At 58.4% G+C, this 17056-nt stretch carries 14 protein-coding genes; 4 read left to right on the forward strand and 10 right to left on the reverse strand.

Features of this window, described 5'->3' with window-relative positions:
* Positions 1–33 precede the first annotated feature (33 nt).
* Together AC2FJE_RS13825 and AC2FJE_RS13830 are read right to left on the reverse strand one after the other, a co-directional pair.
* Positions 34–792, reverse strand: a complete 759-nt coding sequence (locus tag AC2FJE_RS13825) for a Hint domain-containing protein (RefSeq protein WP_496754727.1) — start codon at positions 790–792, stop codon at positions 34–36.
* Between the two features lie 321 nt (positions 793–1113).
* The gene (locus tag AC2FJE_RS13830; RefSeq protein ID WP_282169187.1) at positions 1114–2049 is read right to left on the reverse strand and encodes a DMT family transporter; all 936 of its coding nucleotides are present in this window, start codon (positions 2047–2049) and stop codon (positions 1114–1116) included.
* Between the two features lie 153 nt (positions 2050–2202).
* Between AC2FJE_RS13830 and AC2FJE_RS13835 the strand changes: the two genes are divergently transcribed.
* Complete coding sequence (locus AC2FJE_RS13835) at positions 2203–3216, forward strand: hypothetical protein (protein ID WP_496754731.1); 1014 nt, start codon at positions 2203–2205, stop codon at positions 3214–3216.
* A 5-nt stretch (positions 3217–3221) separates the two neighbouring features.
* Here AC2FJE_RS13835 and upp read toward each other — a convergent pair whose 3' ends face one another.
* The 7 genes from upp to AC2FJE_RS13870 all read right to left on the reverse strand — a co-directional run bounded on the left by upp (position 3222) and on the right by AC2FJE_RS13870 (position 9620).
* Positions 3222–3854, reverse strand: a complete 633-nt coding sequence (gene upp / locus AC2FJE_RS13840) for a uracil phosphoribosyltransferase (protein WP_058274218.1) — start codon at positions 3852–3854, stop codon at positions 3222–3224.
* Positions 3851–4837 (reverse strand): adenosine deaminase, encoded by a 987-nt coding sequence (locus tag AC2FJE_RS13845; RefSeq protein ID WP_496754733.1) that lies wholly within the window; start codon positions 4835–4837, stop codon positions 3851–3853. Before AC2FJE_RS13845 ends, upp begins: the two co-directional genes overlap by 4 nt.
* On the reverse strand, positions 4834–6045 hold the full coding sequence (locus tag AC2FJE_RS13850) for a phosphopentomutase (RefSeq protein WP_496754735.1): 1212 nt from the start codon (positions 6043–6045) through the stop codon (positions 4834–4836). The genes AC2FJE_RS13845 and AC2FJE_RS13850 overlap by 4 nt, the downstream gene beginning before the upstream one ends.
* Positions 6042–7349: a thymidine phosphorylase gene (locus AC2FJE_RS13855; RefSeq protein ID WP_496754737.1), complete on the reverse strand. Its 1308-nt coding sequence runs from the start codon at positions 7347–7349 to the stop codon at positions 6042–6044. The genes AC2FJE_RS13850 and AC2FJE_RS13855 overlap by 4 nt, the downstream gene beginning before the upstream one ends.
* Positions 7350–7353: 4 nt before the next feature.
* Positions 7354–7746: a cytidine deaminase gene (locus AC2FJE_RS13860; protein WP_282119948.1), complete on the reverse strand. Its 393-nt coding sequence runs from the start codon at positions 7744–7746 to the stop codon at positions 7354–7356.
* 103 nt (positions 7747–7849) lie between these two features.
* Positions 7850–8953 (reverse strand): cupin domain-containing protein, encoded by a 1104-nt coding sequence (locus tag AC2FJE_RS13865; RefSeq protein WP_496754739.1) that lies wholly within the window; start codon positions 8951–8953, stop codon positions 7850–7852.
* Positions 8916–9620: a hypothetical protein gene (locus AC2FJE_RS13870; protein ID WP_496754741.1), complete on the reverse strand. Its 705-nt coding sequence runs from the start codon at positions 9618–9620 to the stop codon at positions 8916–8918. The genes AC2FJE_RS13865 and AC2FJE_RS13870 overlap by 38 nt, the downstream gene beginning before the upstream one ends.
* Positions 9621–9805: 185 nt before the next feature.
* Here AC2FJE_RS13870 and AC2FJE_RS13875 point away from each other — a divergent pair, with 185 nt between their 5' ends.
* The 3 genes from AC2FJE_RS13875 (at position 9806) to AC2FJE_RS13885 (ending at position 15768) form a co-directional block, all read left to right on the forward strand.
* Entirely contained in the window at positions 9806–12079 is a 2274-nt protein-coding gene (locus AC2FJE_RS13875; protein WP_496761059.1) for an NADP-dependent malic enzyme, read from the forward strand.
* Positions 12080–12353: 274 nt separating this feature from the next.
* Complete coding sequence (gene prpE / locus AC2FJE_RS13880; RefSeq protein ID WP_496754745.1) at positions 12354–14243, forward strand: propionate-CoA ligase PrpE; 1890 nt, start codon at positions 12354–12356, stop codon at positions 14241–14243.
* A gap of 91 nt (positions 14244–14334) precedes the next feature.
* Positions 14335–15768 carry an amidase family protein gene (locus AC2FJE_RS13885; protein ID WP_496761060.1) on the forward strand — a complete coding sequence of 478 codons (1434 nt, stop codon included), beginning with the start codon at positions 14335–14337 and terminating at the stop codon, positions 15766–15768.
* A gap of 258 nt (positions 15769–16026) precedes the next feature.
* On the opposite strand, the gene AC2FJE_RS13890 is transcribed toward AC2FJE_RS13885, so the two are convergent.
* Positions 16027–16788, reverse strand: a complete 762-nt coding sequence (locus AC2FJE_RS13890) for an NAD kinase (protein WP_058274290.1) — start codon at positions 16786–16788, stop codon at positions 16027–16029.
* Between the last annotated feature and the right edge of the window lie 268 nt (positions 16789–17056).

The following is a 17056-nucleotide window of genomic DNA, read 5'->3' on the forward strand; positions in this document are numbered from 1 at the left end:
AGCGCCATTCTTTAATCAATAGCTTTAAGAAAATTAGAATATCGGAGCAGGCCGCCCCGGTCTCCCAGGACGTCGAGCGCCCATAACAGGTCGCGCCGGAAATATCGGGTTCTGCATGATCGGCGCCGGTAGCGCGCCCAGTGAGTTTGCAAGCACTGCTATATCCCTGCTATGCGCGACCATGTCGATCAGATCTTCGGTCCGCTCAGCATCGACCACCTTGTAAGAGGCGTTCGCGGGCCGGCTGTTCGACCCAAAGCGGCCCGCAGGACAAAAGGCGCGCAGGCCGCCCTCAATGTAGATCACTTCGTCTTGCTCAAAGAACAACGAACAAACCTCAAACAGCAATGATGGCGCACTGGACGAAAGCCGGAACGTACCGCTGAGAACCCGCGCAGGGACCACGGGCATGCTGATCGGCAGCGTGATCGGACCCCGGTTCAATTTGGTATTATCCAACGCCACGCCCTGCTCTGGCATCAACCAGACCGGATCGCCATTATACAAAGTGTTTGACGGCACACGGACCGGCAGGTTTTCCGCTTTGGTCTCACTGGCAGGGATTGCGATGCAATCGGTCGCAACCCGCGAGACTGCCCTGAACCCGTTGTCCATCGTTCGGATCAGATCGCCTGCTTGCAGTCCTTCAGCAGGCTGCCAACCGCGATCCGTCGCGATCTTAGTTCCGTGGACAAAACCACCCCGACGCGCGTTCAGCGAAACCGCAGGGTTGTCCTGCACTTGATGGTTCGGAACGGCCTCATAACTCAAAACACTCTGTACTTTTAACACGTGTCGCACCCACTTCTGACACAAAACAACTACTCATAACGACTAGCACAACTTAAACATGGCCGACTTTGTTTAGACACATTGCTGCCCAATTTGCGTTCTTAAAGCCGTGAAAAACAACAATTCTTTGAACAACACTGCGCAATTTGGAAATATTGGCAGGTTTTTGGAAACTATAATGACCACCAGCGCTTATCCGTGCGGCCGAATCTGTCGGAGCCCGTCGATTGAAATCGCCCGGGTCATGTTACACCCATCGGGGTCAGGTCTGAATGATCCCCGCTTGCCCTCTCATAACAATAAGCTGGCCTCAGGATACGGCTAAACCGGTTCTGGCCGAGCAGCCTCGCGCCCTGCACGCCATCCCAACAGGGCACCAGCGATTGCGATCAAGCCAATCCCAGCAATCTGCATCGGCCCGATTGCCTGCCCGAAGGCCGCAAAAGCAAAGAGCGGACCAAAGATCATGACCGAGTACTCAAAGACCGCGACATAGGACGGCTCGCCCACCTGATAGGCCTTGATCAACATGAAGACGGCAATCGTGGAACCAACCGCCTGTATTGCGATCCACAACAATGCGGGCTGCATCTGCCAGACCCAACCCCGCGCGGCGAAACCGTCGGGACCATCCGGCGCGGCCACCGGAATCAGCTCGAGAACCAGAAGACCGATCCCCCCGGCTGCCCCCAGCGTGATGATCATCGCGGCCAACAGAGCGACGGTGCTTTCATCCGAACAGTGGCTGCGCGTGATAACGGCACTCAACGCGTAGAACAGGCCCCCGGCGACCGGCAACAGGCTGCGGGTATCGAAATCATAGGGGTCAAGCTGCAGCACGCACAGGATCCCTGCAAACCCCAGCAAAACCGCAACGATACGCCAAGGACCAATCCGTTGTTTCATTGCCAGGGCCGAGATCAACAGGACAAAGATCGGCGACGTGAACAACCCGGCCAGCGCCTGCGCAATCGGCATAACCGCAAGCGACGCGAAATAGAACAACATGGCCAGGGTGATCAGTACGCTGCGCAGAATCACCGGGCCAAATCGTTTCGGGCGCATACTGCCCAGCCCCAATAGCGACAGACCAAAGATCAGCGGCAACATCAGCAACGCGCGGCTCAGGTGGAATTGCCACAGGCCAACCGTTTCCGCCAACAGGATCACCACGTTGTCTATCACCCCGATGATGGCCATCGCGCTGATCATCAGCACCGATGCCAGTATGGGTGACGTCTGAGTGTCCGCCTGCATCATTCACCTCGGCATAACAGTGGAGCACGACAGGCCGATCCTTCGCGCGCCGTTGTATCCAGCACATTTACCGCAGACGGCGCAACTGGTTTGCGCCCTTTGAATTTACCATGTTAAGCTGGGGCAAAATAATAACGAGCAAACTTCACCTTGATGACGGCTCTGAAACAGTACGAACGGATCGAAGCCACCGGTCTGTGGCGCCCATCGCCCGACGTGCAGCGGCGCGAGGTTGTGGTGTCGATTGGCGAAGCAACGCTGACGATTTCTGATTTCAACGATCGGGCATTGACCCATTGGTCATTGGCTGCGCTGGAACGACAGAACCCAGGACTTTATCCCGCAATCTTTAACCCGGACGGCGACCCCGACGAAACGCTGGAGCTGGAAGAAACAGAGACCACGATGATCGCGGCGATCGACCGTTTGCAAAAGGCAATTGATCGGTCGCGCCCGCATCCCGGACGGTTGCGCTGGCTTAGTGTTACGGGAGTGGTTGCTGCAGTTGCCGCACTATTGCTGTTTTGGGTTCCGGCCGCACTGCAAAGCCACGTCGTTTCTGTTGTCCCCGAGATCAAGCGATACGATATCGGGGATGCGATCCTGCACCGAATTGAACGGGTTTCGGGTGTTTCGTGCACCTCCGAGGATGCACAGGCTGCGTTGGATCAACTGGCAGCCCGAACCGGAGTGCGAGAGGTCGTTATTCTGCCCGCTGGGGTACAAACAAGCCTCGGCCTGCCTGGTGGGATCATTCTGTTGAACCGCTCATTGGTTGAAGATCACGAGGACCCATCCATCGCCGCCGGTTACATCATCGCCGAACGCGCGCGGGCTGCCGCACAGGATCCCTTGGACGAAGTACTGGACCGAACCGGCCCAACTACGGCGTTTCGCCTGCTGACAACCGGAGAGCTGACGCCCGAGATCGTTGACGCCTATACCGAACAGGTCTTGTCAGAACCGCGCCCAACTTTGTCCGATCAAGCTTTGCTAGAGGTTTTTGCCCAGGCGGCGCTGCCTTCAACGCCATATGCCTATGCTGTGGATGTCACGGGGGAAGACACTCTAGGCTTGATCGAGGCCGACCCGATGGCCGGGCGCCCGCTGCCGCAAGTGCTGCCGGACCGCGATTGGGTCCGGCTGCAGAATATCTGTGGCGAGTAAACCGATTACTTGGTGCCAAACATCCGGTCGCCGGCATCGCCCAACCCAGGCATGATATACCCTTTTGAGTTCAGCTCGCGATCCAGCGACGCCGTGACGATGTTCACGTCAGGATGCGCCTCTTTCATGCGGGCGACGCCTTCGGGCGCGGCCAACAGGCAGAGGAAACGGATATCCGTCGCCCCGGCTTCTTTCAGCAAATCAATCGCCGCAGCCGAGCTGTTGCCGGTTGCCAGCATCGGATCAACCGCGATGACCAGCCGATCCTTCAGACCTTCAGGCGCTTTGAAGTAGTATTGCACAGGCTTCAGGGTTTCTTCGTCGCGGTACAGCCCGACAAACCCGACACGGGCCGAGGGAACCAGTTCCAGCACCCCGTCCAGCATTCCGTTGCCCGCACGCAGGATCGACACCAGAGCCAGTTTTTTACCGGCCAGAATGGGGGCGTCCATTTCCTCCATTGGGGTTTCGATGTGGCGGGTGGTCAGCTTCAGTTCACGCGTGACCTCATAGGCCAGCAACAGGGTGATTTCGCGCAGCAGCTGTCGGAAAACAGCGGTCGAGGTGCCCTTGTCCCGCATGAGCGTCAGTTTGTGCTGCACCAGCGGGTGGTCAACGACGGTCAGGTGTTCGCTCATGTTCTCTCCAGTCTTTTCTTGACCCGTTCGCGGGTTTCATCATCGCAGAAGGCCGCGTTCAGGGCTGTGTCGTTCAGGGCCGCAAAATCCTCGGCGTCCCAGCCAAAGGCCTGATGCAACATCTCATATTCGCGCCGCATGGTGGTATGGAAAAACGGCGGATCGTCGGTGGAAACTGTGACGTTCACGCCCTGATCGCGCAACCGGGCAATCGGATGTGCCGCAAAATCGGGAAACAGGCCCAGAACCACGTTGGAACCGGGGCAGACTTCAAGTGTGACTTCGCGGTCGACAAGTTCCCGGATCAGATCGTCGTCCTCAATGGCCCGCACGCCGTGGCCGACCCGTTCGACACCGAGGTCCCGAACAGCATCGCGTACGCTTTCGGGCCCGCCGAACTCTCCGGCATGGGTGGTCAGGCGCAACCCAGCTTCGCGAGCGCATTCAAAGGCCCATTTGTAATCGCCCTGCGTCCCGACGCCCTCATTACCGCCCATGCCAAACCCGGTGATCCAGTCACCGGCGGTTTCTGCTGCGCAATAGGCGCTTTGTTTCGCCTGTTCGGGTCCGAAATGCCGGACGCACGTGACAACGCCGCGCAGGGTGATATCGAACTTGCGCTCGGCCTCGTCTGCCGCATCCTGAATGGCGTTCAGATAGTCACGCCAGGCGTGCAGATCACCGCCGCCGCAGAAATCAGGGCTGAGGAAGGTTTCCGAATAGACCACCCCATTCGCAGCACTTTCCTCCAGAATGGCCAAAGTCAGACGGCGGAAATCCTCGGGTGATTTAAGCACCTCGCAGGCGGCCTCGTAGACACTGAGAAAGTGGGCGAAGTCGCGGAAGTCATAACTTCCGTCTGATTTAAAAATACCGCTCAGGTCTATGCGCTTTTCATGCGCAAGCTGGCGGATGAATTCAGGCGGTGCTGCCCCTTCATGGTGCAGGTGCAACTCGATTTTGGGTAGGTCTGCGACGGTCATAGAAAACTCTTCCCCGGCCCTTGTGCCGGAATGTTCAGATGGTGTGCGATACTTGCGGCGACATCGGCAAAATCGACGGCCCCGATTTTGCCCGTGCCTTGCCCCGCGATCAGAACGGGCGCCTGTTCGCGCGTGTGGTCGGTTCCGATCCAACTGGGGTCATTGCCGTGATCGGCGGTCAAAAGCATAAGATCGCCCGGGCGCAGCTTGTTCAGAATCAAACCGATCTCGCGGTCGAACCATTCCAAGGCGCGGGCATAGCCGCTGATATCACGGCGGTGGCCATAGAGGCTGTCGAATTCAACAAAATTGGCGAAGGTCAGGCTGCCTTCTTCGGCCTGATCGACCAAATCGGACAAGTGGCCCATCAACTCGGCATCCGACCCTTTGCGTAGCGTGTCGATCCCCTGCATCGAGAAGATGTCACCGATCTTGCCCACCGCATGGACGCGGCGTCCCGCATCCTGCACCCAATTGGTCAAAACCGGCGCCGGCGGCAGGATAGCAAAATCCTTTCGGTTGGTGGTGCGGGTAAAGCCCTGATCGGGTGAGCCTATGAATGGTCGCGCGATCACCCGCCCCACTTTCATCTCATGCAACCGCGGGGCAAGCGCCTTGCACATGTCCAGCAGGCGGTCGAGGCCAAAGCTCTCTTCATGTGCCGCGATCTGGAACACGCTGTCGGCGGAAGTGTAGCAGATTGGCCAACCGGTCCGCATATGCTCGGCCCCCAATTCGGCGATAATGGTCGTGCCCGAGGCGTGACAATCACCCAGAATTCCGTCTGTTCCAGCCGCCTGGGCCGCAGCCTGGCTTAAGTCGGCGGGGAAGGTTGGCGTGGTATCCGGGAAATAATGCCAATCCCACGGCACCGGCAGACCGGCCAGCTCCCAGTGGCCCGAAGGCGTATCCTTGCCCAGTGAATGCTCTGTCGCGCACCCCCAGCGCCCAGACGGATCGACCTCCAAGCCCGGCGTTTCTGACCCCGATGCCAACCGCGTTGCGGCCCCCAGTCCCAGCGCATCCAAGTTTGGCAGGTACAGTGGACCTGAGCGCCCGTCATCAGCCCGCCCTTCGGCGCAGGCCTGTGAAATATGGGCCAGTGTGTTTGCACCCGTGTCCGACACATCGCCATTAAAGAACCGATCAGCATCCGGCGCGCCGCCGATGCCAACCGAGTCCATCACCACAAGAAACGCGCGGGTCACGGCGTATTCCTTTCGTGGACAAGAGTGGGCTCTGCCGGGGCATCGGCACCTATCGTGATCGCGCTGAGAACGCTCTGGGCGGCCCGCCGCGCGGCATCCTCCCGCGAAGCGTGGATTACCGCCAAAGGCGCGCCCTTCTCGACTTTGTCGCCCAGCCGGACGATGTCAGACAGACCCACGGCCGGGTTGATGACGTCGTCTTCAACCTGCCGTCCGCCGCCCAGTGCAACAACTGTCAGGCCCAGCGCCTCACCGTTAATGGCAGTGATGTGTCCGTTGGTCGGTGCCGGAACTTCAAGGATCACGCTGGCCTCTGGCAAGTACCGGGACCAGTTTTCAACAAACTGCAGTGGCGCGCCTACGGCTGCCATCATACGCCCAAAGCGTTCCGCCGCGCGACCGTCGCGGATGACATCCGTGATCTTGTCGCGCCCTTCTTCGGCGGTTGCGAACATCCCGGCATCCGCCAGCAGAACCCCGCCCAACTCGGCCGAGATTTCGGCCAGCGGGGCATAGGGGTCTTGCGTCATGACCTTCATCACCTCGGCCACTTCCAACGCATTGCCCAGCGCGGGCGCCAAAGGTTGGTGCATATCGGTGATGACCGCCGAGGTCCGGCAACCTGCTGCATTCGCAGTTTCCGACAGGGCCTTTGCCAGTTTGCGCGCATCCTCCAGCGTCTTCATAAACGCGCCGCTGCCGACCTTGACGTCCAGCACCAAAGCCTCGGGGCTGGCGGCCAGTTTCTTGGACAGGATCGACGCTGTGATCAGGTCCAGACTTTCAACGGTCGCCGTCACATCACGGATCGCATAAAGGCGTTTGTCTGCCGGGGCGATCTGCCCCGTGGCCCCGACAATGGCCGCGCCTGTATCCCGCAAAATCTGCTTCAGGCGGTCCTGACCGATCTGGGTGCTGACACCGGGAATGGCCTCAAGCTTGTCCAGGGTACCGCCAGTATGACCCAGACCCCGCCCCGAGATCATGGGGACATAAGCCCCCATCTCAGCCAGTGCAGGGGCGAGCACGAGGCTTACGCTGTCTCCCACCCCACCGGTCGAGTGTTTGTCAATTACCGGGCCATCGAAATCCCAGCTGAGCACATCACCGCTGTCGCGCATGGCGATCGTCAGATCGGCGCGCCCTTTGGTGCCCAATCCGCCCATACAGACGGCCATGGCAAAAGCGCCCGCTTGAGCGTCGCTAACACCACCATCGGCCAAACCTTGCGCGAACCAGTTCAGCTCATCTCCGGTCGGCACCTCATTCCGGCGCAGTTTTGCAATGATCGAACGGGCGTCCATGGGGTCACACGTCCTCCATGTGCGAGGCGTCGAAAGCGCCCGGCAGCAATTTTCCAATCGTGGTTACAAACTCGGCGCCTTCCATGGTCGCCAGCGTCACCTTGACGTCCCGCTTGCCAAATTCGGCCAGCTTTTGCCGGCAACCGCCACACGGCGGAACCGGTTGCGGGCTTGAGGCAACAACATAGACCTCGGACAGTTCCTGTTCGCCCGCAGCGACCATCGCGGCAATAGCTCCGGCCTCGGCACAGGTGCCTTCAGGGTAAGCCACGTTTTCCACGTTACAGCCGGAATAGACCTCACCGCTGGCGGACCGGATTGCCGCCCCAACTTTGAAGTTGGAATAAGGCGCATAGGCTTTTTCCCGGACAGACAACGCTGCATCTTTCAAAGTCATGGCGATTCCCCATTTTTGATCAACTGGTCAGAAAATCACACCCTAAAGGAAACTGCCCGGGGAGTTGAACCCCCGAGTACAAGATTCCCAGGCAAATTCTCACCTAGACCAGATCGGTATTGAAGACTCCTGGAAGGGTGACTTCAAGCAATTCGACATCATCAGAAGGTTCGGACAGTTTGGTGCGCATACCGGGCGGGATCACGAACGCATCCCCTTGTTCCAGACGGTAGGGGTCGCGCCCTTCACCTTCCAAAGTTACCTCGCCCGTCATGACGAAGGTAAAATGGATATCCGTGTCATGCGTCGCCCAGACCGGTTCACCCTGCCCTTTTCGTACGACCTGCACGCCTGCAACACCCTTGGTATTCTCGGCAATCGTCGTGTCGCGACAGATGTATCCTGGCAGGCGGAATGGTCCCCACTCTGAATTCTCGGCTTTGTTATAAACAAAACGCTGCCCTTGCCATTCGCGGTCCGGGCGGAAATTCGGCGTAGGCAGGCCCATCTCGTGGTCGATTTCGGTGACATGTTCGGCGGGAACACCGATTTCGATCACCTGAACATTATCGGAGGCTTCAAGAACGCGGTGGCGGATTTCTGGGGGTTGGATAAAGCAATCCCCGGCTGTCAGGCGCATTTTTTCGCCCTGATCCTCGTACACGACGTCGACCCAACCATGGATGCAGAAAATCAGTTGAAACCCGACCTTGTGGAAATGCACCATATCCGGCACCGGCCCCCCATCGGGGATACGGATATGGCTGGCGATGATCGACCCACCCAGCCGATCTGGCACCAGATCGCGGTAATGCATCCCCGCCCGCCCGATGATCCAGGGTGCCTGATCCTTGAGCCTGCGAACCACAAAGGAATGCACCGTTTCAGGCATCACCATCGGCGGGTTCAACTCGTCAATTTCAACCCGTGTACCATTTGGCGCGACCAGAGTCCGCTGTCCGCCCGCAAAACCGTCAGGATCGTCTGTCAGGATGCGGATCGTGCCTGCCGCTTCAGGCGCGTCCCTCTCAACCCGAAGGCGCAACCCGTGGCCTGAAAACACGGCAACACTCGGATCGTCAGCGGGATAGATCATATCCATCCTCATTCCGAGGGTCTTTGTGAAAAACGGGATATCGTCGCGCAGCTCGCTGGTGGGCAGTCGGATTTCAGCGCGCGTCTGGCTGTTGTTCAAGGTCGAGGTCATTCAGCGTCTCTTCGGCATCGGATTTTGGCCATCCGATCAGAACAGAGGCCAAAATGCCAATCGAAAAGAACATCTCAAGCGTTTCTTCCAGCACAAAGAGCCGCACTGTCATAAGTGTGGACAGATCTGCCTGGTAAATTCCGGAAACTTCCTCGAGCAGCTGAGCGGTTACCGCCAGCAATCCCGCCAGCACGAAAATCACGAAAAAAGGCGCCCGTCGCTTTGCCGCCCGCCATGCCGTCGGGGCTCCATGCCATAGGGCGCCTCCGATCACGATGACGGCCAGAACAATCCGGACCGACGTCATATCAAGCACACTGTCCAAACCGTTAAGGACCCAATATGGCAGGCTGTCGACTGGATAGATTTCCGCCTCAAGCTCTCTTTCCGCCAGCAACAGACAGACCAGCGCAATATAAAGACGGGTGATGCCGGGATAGCGCCAGAGCGCGGCCAGACCTGAGGCAAAAAGCGCTGCGGCCGAAATCGTTTCGAACAATCCCCCCTCTTCGTTCAGAGCAAGGGCTTGAACCGGCCAGATACTGACGGCGACAAGGATAAGGATGGCGATCAGCAAAACCGATACGTAAGCGGCGCGATCCGGGCCAACCACAACTTGTTCCGCCGGGAAGGCAGTCCCGGCCTGAATTTCGTCTTTATAGCTCATTTATGGCTTTCAGTGCTCGACAGGTCTAAGTTGGCTCCAAAGTTGCCCGAATGTAAAAGCAATACGACGCTTTTCAACGGGAAGTCGGTGAACTTTAGCGAAACTGTTGCAAAATGACGTAGCGTAGCCAAAGCCGGGGAAATAGTTTAACACTAAATCAAATTTTCTGAGGAGTTGAGTCGCCGATGTCGGACACACCCAGCCTGCGGCAGGCCGCGCTAGAATATCACGCCCATCCAAAGCCCGGTAAGCTTGAAATCAAAGCGACTAAACCAATGGCGAACGGCCGCGATCTGGCACGCGCCTATTCACCCGGTGTGGCCGAAGCCAGCCTGGAAATCAAAGCGGATCCTGCCAACGCCGAGCTGTATACCGCACGCGGGAATTTGGTTGCGGTCGTCTCAAACGGAACAGCGGTTCTGGGGCTGGGAAACATCGGCGCGCTTGCTTCTAAACCGGTGATGGAAGGCAAGGCCGTCCTGTTCAAGAAATTCGCCGGGATCGATTGCTTTGACATCGAGCTCAATCAACCTGACCCCGAGAAACTGGCGGATATCGTTTGCGCATTGGAACCGACCTTTGGCGCGATCAACCTTGAAGACATCAAGGCGCCGGACTGTTTTATTGTCGAAAAGCTGTGCCGGGAACGGATGAACATCCCGGTCTTTCACGACGACCAGCACGGCACCGCGATTGTCGTGGGTGCCGCGGCCAAGAATGCGCTGCACGTCGCCGGCAAAAATTTTGAAGACGTCAAAGTGGTCTCAACCGGTGGCGGCGCGGCGGGAATTGCCTGCCTGATGATGCTGGTCAAACTGGGCGTCAAACGCGAGAATATCTGGCTGTGCGACATTCACGGGCTTGTCTATGAAGGCCGTGAAGAGGACATGAACCTGCACAAGGATCAATTCGCACAAAAAACGGATTTGCGCACGCTGGACGATGTAATCGGCGATGCAGACCTCTTCCTTGGCCTTAGCGGGCCGAACGTCCTGAAGCCCGAGATGGTTGAGAAGATGGCCAAGCGCCCGATCATCTTCGCGCTGGCCAATCCAAGCCCGGAAATTTTGCCACAAGCCGCACGCGAAGTCGCGCCGGACGCGATCATTGCCACCGGCCGCAGCGACTTTCCCAATCAGGTCAACAACGTGCTGTGTTTCCCCTTCATCTTCCGGGGCGCGCTGGATGTGGGTGCGACCGAAATCAACGACGAAATGCAGATCGCCTGTGTGGACGGGATCGCCGAGATGGCACGCGCCACGACCAGCGCCGAGGCGGCTGCGGCCTACAAAGGTGAGCAACTGACATTTGGCCCCGATTATCTGATCCCCAAACCCTTTGACCCGCGCCTTGTCGGCGTCGTGTCCTCGGCCGTTGCCAAAGCCGCGATGGAAAGCGGTGTGGCCAAGCGCCCGATCGACGACTTCGAGGCATACAAAGAACGGTTGAATCAGTCTGTCTTCAAGTCTGCCCTGCTGATGCGCCCGGTCTTTGAGGCCGCGGCCGTGGCCTCGCGCCGGATCGTATTTGCCGAGGGCGAGGACGAGCGTGTTCTGCGCGCAGCTCAGGCTATTCTTGAGGAAACAACCGAAACCCCAATCCTGATCGGCCGCCCCGAAGTGATCAATGCACGATGCGAACGGTTGGGGCTGACGGTCCGTCCCGGCAAAGACTTCCAGATTGTAAACCCGCAAGACGACCCGCGATATTATGACTACTGGAACTCGTATCACGAGATCATGCAACGCCGCGGTGTCACGCCGGACCTGGCAAAGGCGATCATGCGGACGAACAACACCGCCATTGCGGCCATCATGGTGCAACGTGGTGAGGCAGACAGCATGATCTGCGGCACCTTTGGCGAGTATCGTTGGCACCTCAACTACGTCGAACAGGTTCTGGGCGATGTCGATCTGCACCCGCATGGCGCGCTGTCGCTGATGATCCTCGAGGACGGACCGCTGTTCATTGCCGATACCCATGTTCGGCAGCTACCAACCCCCGAAGAGCTGGCCGAGTCGACCATTGGCGCCGCGCGTCATGTTCGGCGTTTCGGGATCGAGCCTAAAATCGCCTTCTGTTCTCAGTCGCAGTTTGGCAATCAGGCTGAAGGATCGGGCAAAAGGTTGCGGGCGGCACTGGATATCCTCGACGCCGAGCCGCGCGATTTCACATATGAAGGTGAAATGAATCTGGATCTGGCCCTCGACCCTGAACTGCGTTCGCGGATCTTCCCGAACTCACGCCTGAAAGGAACAGCAAACGTTCTGATCTTTGCCCATGCGGATGCGGCGAGCGGAGTGCGCAATATCCTGAAAATGAAGGCCGATGGCTTGGAGGTCGGCCCGATCCTGATGGGCATGGGCAACAAGGCGCATATCGTGACGCCGTCGATCACAGCGCGCGGATTGCTGAATATGGCGGCGATCGCAGGTACACCCGTAGCGCATTACGGTTAATAAACCTGAGCACAGTATTCAGGGCGCCAGTATCGGCACCCTGTTTGATTCACAGCAGGCAATAATTTGCACGCCAAAATATTCAACTTTGCAAAAGCGCAAAATTGATCTTTAAAAGTCAGCAAAAAGGCGATGATTTGCAAAAATTTGCAGGCCAACCTGCGGATTCTTGCAAATTTTTTGCGATAAAGTGACGCTCCGTCACAGCGCTCGCTTGTGCGGTGCCCCTTGGCCACATAACACATTTCTCAAGGAGATTTAGGAGGAGTTCACCGTGGCATATCAGGACATTTACGAAGGCTGGAAATCGGATCCAGAGGCTTTTTGGATGAACGCTGCAAAGGCAATTGACTGGGTTCAACCGCCGACCAAAGCCCTGTTTGACGACAACGCCCCTTTGTATGAGTGGTTCAGCGATGCCAAAGTGAACACCTGCTGGAACGCGGTCGACCGGCATGTCGAAAATGGTCGCGGCGAACAGGCCGCAATCATCTATGACAGCCCGATCACCCACACCAAGCGCGAGATTTCATATGTCGAACTGCGCAACCGCGTGGCCAATCTGGCCGGGGCATTGCGCGCCAAGGGCGTCGAAAAGGGCGACCGTGTCATCATCTATATGCCGATGATCCCCGAAGCGCTGGAGGCCATGCTCGCCTGCGCCCGTCTGGGGGCCGTGCACTCGGTGGTGTTCGGCGGCTTTGCCAGCAATGAGCTGGCTGTCCGGATCGACGACGCCAAGCCCAAGGCCATCATCGCCGCATCCTGCGGGATGGAACCGGGTCGCGTCGTGCATTACAAACCGCTGCTGGACGGGGCCATCGACATGGCCAACCACAAGCCCGAGTTCTGCGTGGTCTTCCAGCGCGAGCAGGAAGTGGCGCAATTAATTGAAGGGCGCGACTACAACTGGCATGGCTTCCAATATGGTGTCGAACCGGCAGAATGCGTTCCAGTCGATGGCAATCATCCGGCGTACATCCTGTATACTTCCGGCACCACCGGCGCACCCAAAGGTGTTGTACGCCCGACCGCAGGCCATTTGGTGGCGCTGAACTGGACAATGAAGAACATCTACGATGTCGATCCGGGCGATGTGTTCTGGGCGGCCTCGGATGTGGGCTGGGTCGTGGGGCATTCCTATATCTGCTACGCTCCGCTGATCCACGGCAACACGACGATTGTGTTCGAAGGTAAACCTGTTGGCACCCCCGACGCAGGCACGTTCTGGCGGGTGATTTCCGAGCATAAGGTCAAAAGCTTTTTCACCGCCCCCACCGCCATCCGTGCCGTGAAGCGTGAAGATCCCAAGGGGGAAATGCTGGCGAAGTACGACCTCTCCTCCTTGCGCGCCTTATATTTGGCAGGTGAGCGGGCTGATCCCGATACGATCGAATGGGCGCAGGACGCGCTGAAGGTGCCGGTGATCGATCATTGGTGGCAGACCGAAACCGGCTGGACCATCGCCGGCAACCCACTGGGGATCGAGGAACTGCCGGTCAAGCTGGGTTCACCCGCCAAACCGATGCCTGGCTATGATGTGCAAATTTTGGACGAAGGCGGTCATCCGATGAAGCCAGGTGAGCTGGGCGCTATTGCGATCAAGCTTCCCCTGCCCCCGGGCACCTTGCCAACGCTGTGGAATGCCGAGGATCGGTTCAAAAGTTCATACCTGAACCAATTCCCCGGTTATTACGAGACCGGCGATGCAGGCATGGTCGACGAGGATGGCTACCTTTACATCATGGCGCGCACTGATGACGTGATCAACGTCGCTGGCCACCGCTTGTCGACCGGCGGGATGGAAGAGGTTCTGGCCGCCCACCCCGACGTGGCCGAATGTGCAGTGATCGGTGTGACCGACCAGTTGAAAGGTCAAATGCCAGTAGGGTTCCTTTGCCTGAATGCAGGCTGTGACCGCGACCATGGCGAGGTGGTTCAAGACGTCGTCAAACTGGTGCGCGAAAAGATCGGGCCGGTCGCTGCGTTCAAACTAGCCGTGGTGGTAGACCGCCTTCCCAAGACCCGCTCGGGCAAGATCCTGCGTGGAACGATGGTGTCGATTGCGGACAGCAAGGACTACAAGATGCCAGCTACCATCGATGACCCGGCTATTCTGGACGAGATCACCGTCGCGTTGAAAACCCTTGGCTACGCTCAGTAGCAGACATGCGGGCGACGATCCGTCGCCCGCATGTCTTTCTCTTGCAACCTGAAACAAGCCCCCTACTGTCATCCCAAGACAGCGAGGGCCCATGACACAAACCGATATCTGGCGTCTGAACGCCACCGACCTGACCGCCTTGACCCGCAGCGGTGAGTTGAGCGCGTTGGAGGTCACTCAGCATGCAGTCGACCGAATGCATCAGGCCAACCCAGACCTGAACGCGGTGGTCGAAGACCTGAGCACCGAGGCGTTGGAGCGTGCGCGTGAACTGGATGCGGCCGTGGCAGGCGGTGCACCCGCGGGGCCGTTGCATGGCGTTCCCGTCACTATCAAAATTAACGTCGATCAAAAGGGGCGTGCGACCTCGAACGGTGTTGTTGCCCTGAAGGATGTGATCGCGCCCGACGACGCGCCGGTTGTGCGCAATCTGCAGAAAGCCGGGGCCATCGTGATCGGGCGGACGAACACGCCCGAATTCTCATTCCGCGCCGATACAGACAACCCGCTGCATGGCCGGACACACAACCCTTGGGGCCGCCATATCTCACCCGGCGGGTCTTCGGGCGGGGCCGGTGCGGGCGTGATGGCTGGGATTGGCGCGCTGGCGCATGGCAACGACATCGGTGGCAGTCTGCGGTTTCCCGCGGCGGCCAATGGCGCGGTCACAGTCAAACCAGGGCTGGGGCGCGTCCCCGCGTGGAACCCCAGCCAGCAAGCCGAACGCGGAATTCTGGCACAATCCATGTCGGTGCAGGGGCTGATTACCCGCTCTGCCGCCGACTTGCATCTGTCCATGCCCAGCCTGATCGCCGCCGACCCGCGCGATCCGTTTCACGTTTCAATGCCGTGGCGAGGGGAAGCCTTGGATGATCCGATCAAAGTTGCCTTCACCAAGAACACCTTCGGCTACGCGCTGCACCCCGAGGTCGACAAGGCGCTGGACACGGCCCGCGATGCGCTGGTCGACGCCGGCTATCTGGTGGAGGAGATCGACCCGCCGGATGTATTCGAGTGTGGTCGGTCAGGGTATCGCGCCTTGATGGGCGAAGTCCTGACATTGATGCAAAACGACATCATGGCGGCAGGATCTGAAACCATCCGCGAGATCTTTGACGTCTATTTTCAGGAATTCCCGCCCATAGTTGAAACCGACCTGATCCGAATGTTGGCCAAGCGGAGCCACTATGCCCGTGAATGGTCGTTGTTTGCGGAAGACTATGCTTTGGTCTTGTCGCCCTTCCTACCGCAACCATTCTTCAAGCCGGATCGGGACACCGAAGGTGCCGAAGGGGTGCACGAGGTTCTTGGCTGCGCCGTTTATTCCTATGCGATGAACTTCCTTGGCCTGCCCGCCGCTTGCGTTCCGGCCCGGCTGGCGGATTTGTCCAGCGGCCCGCAGCCGATCAATGTCCAGATCGCTGCCCGCCGCTGGCGTGAAGATATGGCCGTGGATGCCGCCGCCGCAATTGAGGCGCGCGTCGGTCAAATGTGCTTGCCCTTGTGGGAGAAGATGGACACGTAGTGCGACCCAAAACGAAAATAGACCCCGGGGTTTTGTGCCCGGGGTCCGCTTACTAAAATAAGCCCAGATATCATTAACGAGCGTAGCACCACCTACCCTCGCCAGCGCGTAAACTGCGCAATCGTTCGAAAACGTCGTTTGGTGGCCACTCACTCCCACCGAGACGTGTTCTCCGGGCAAGATCAGATTAGCGGAAAGTTAATGAAGCTCATGTGAACTGCTTCACACAACTTCTAAAAAATTCGTAAGTCCCAAAATTTAGGTGAATTGCTCGGATATCAGGCGCTCTTCCAACCCATGCCCCGGGTCGAACAAAATGCGGTGCTGGATTGCAGGTTCAGAGCGGATCTCGACCCAGTCGATATCAGGGAATGAAACCGAATCTGCATCGGCCATGACCGGGCGTTTGTCCGCATCTAGCACATCGAAACGCACCTTGGCGATCTTGGGCAACAGCGCACCGCGCCACCGACGCGGCCTGAATGCAGCAATAGCCGTCAGGGCAAGAACATCTGATCCAATTGGCAGAATCGGGCCGTGAGCCGAGTAGTTATAGGCGGTCGATCCGGCAGGCGTGGACAACAACGCGCCATCACAGACCAGTTCATCCATGCGAACACGGCCATCGACACTTATCCTGAGGCGCGCGGCTTGTGGCCCTGCGCGCAGCAGCGACACCTCGTTGATCGCCAGCGCCTCGTGCATCTTACCTGACTGATCCATCGCACGCATGGCCAGTGGGTTGATGACTTCTTCCTCGGCTTCGCCCAGACGGGCCATAAGGTCGGCTTCGTGGAACTCGTTCATCAGAAAGCCGATTGTTCCTCGGTTCATGCCATAAACCGGCGTGTCCAGATGCTGCATGCTGTGCAACGTATGGAGCATGAACCCGTCACCGCCCAGTGCAACGACAACATCGGCATCCCGCGGTGCCGCGTTTCCATAACGTTTCACCAGCACGTCGCGGGCTGTTTGGGCCACTTTGACGTCGCTGGCGAGGAAAGCGATTCTCTGGATCATTTGTTGCGGTTTCCGGTCTTGCACATTTGGTTCCGAAACAACCATACCTTTCCCCGATAAGCCAGACTTGACGCCACAGCGGGCCAATTCGTCGCTTTAAAGCTTTTGCGCATGTACCGTTTCCGATAGGAAATCCGCAAGATTCTTACCCAGCCATGTGGAGCCCCCATGAACGCCAATCTCCGTGATACCGGATTTTTCACCCAGTCCCTGTCTGACCGTGATCCCGAGCTGTTCGGCTCGATCACATCCGAGCTGGGTCGTCAGC

The sequence above is a fragment of the Ruegeria sp. CDSC002 genome, assembly GCF_059610905.1.

Coding starts and splice junctions, on each gene's coding strand:
- AC2FJE_RS13830 (WP_282169187.1), bottom strand. CDS start 2,049: ATGCAGGCGGACACTCAGACGTCACCCATACTGGCATCGGTGCTGATG.
- AC2FJE_RS13835 (WP_496754731.1), top strand. CDS start 2,203: ATGACGGCTCTGAAACAGTACGAACGGATCGAAGCCACCGGTCTGTGG.
- upp (WP_058274218.1), bottom strand. CDS start 3,854: ATGAGCGAACACCTGACCGTCGTTGACCACCCGCTGGTGCAGCACAAA.
- AC2FJE_RS13845 (WP_496754733.1), bottom strand. CDS start 4,837: ATGACCGTCGCAGACCTACCCAAAATCGAGTTGCACCTGCACCATGAA.
- AC2FJE_RS13855 (WP_496754737.1), bottom strand. CDS start 7,349: ATGGACGCCCGTTCGATCATTGCAAAACTGCGCCGGAATGAGGTGCCG.
- AC2FJE_RS13860 (WP_282119948.1), bottom strand. CDS start 7,746: ATGACTTTGAAAGATGCAGCGTTGTCTGTCCGGGAAAAAGCCTATGCG.
- AC2FJE_RS13865 (WP_496754739.1), bottom strand. CDS start 8,953: ATGACCTCGACCTTGAACAACAGCCAGACGCGCGCTGAAATCCGACTG.
- AC2FJE_RS13870 (WP_496754741.1), bottom strand. CDS start 9,620: ATGAGCTATAAAGACGAAATTCAGGCCGGGACTGCCTTCCCGGCGGAA.
- AC2FJE_RS13875 (WP_496761059.1), top strand. CDS start 9,806: ATGTCGGACACACCCAGCCTGCGGCAGGCCGCGCTAGAATATCACGCC.
- AC2FJE_RS13885 (WP_496761060.1), top strand. CDS start 14,335: ATGACACAAACCGATATCTGGCGTCTGAACGCCACCGACCTGACCGCC.
- AC2FJE_RS13890 (WP_058274290.1), bottom strand. CDS start 16,788: ATGATCCAGAGAATCGCTTTCCTCGCCAGCGACGTCAAAGTGGCCCAA.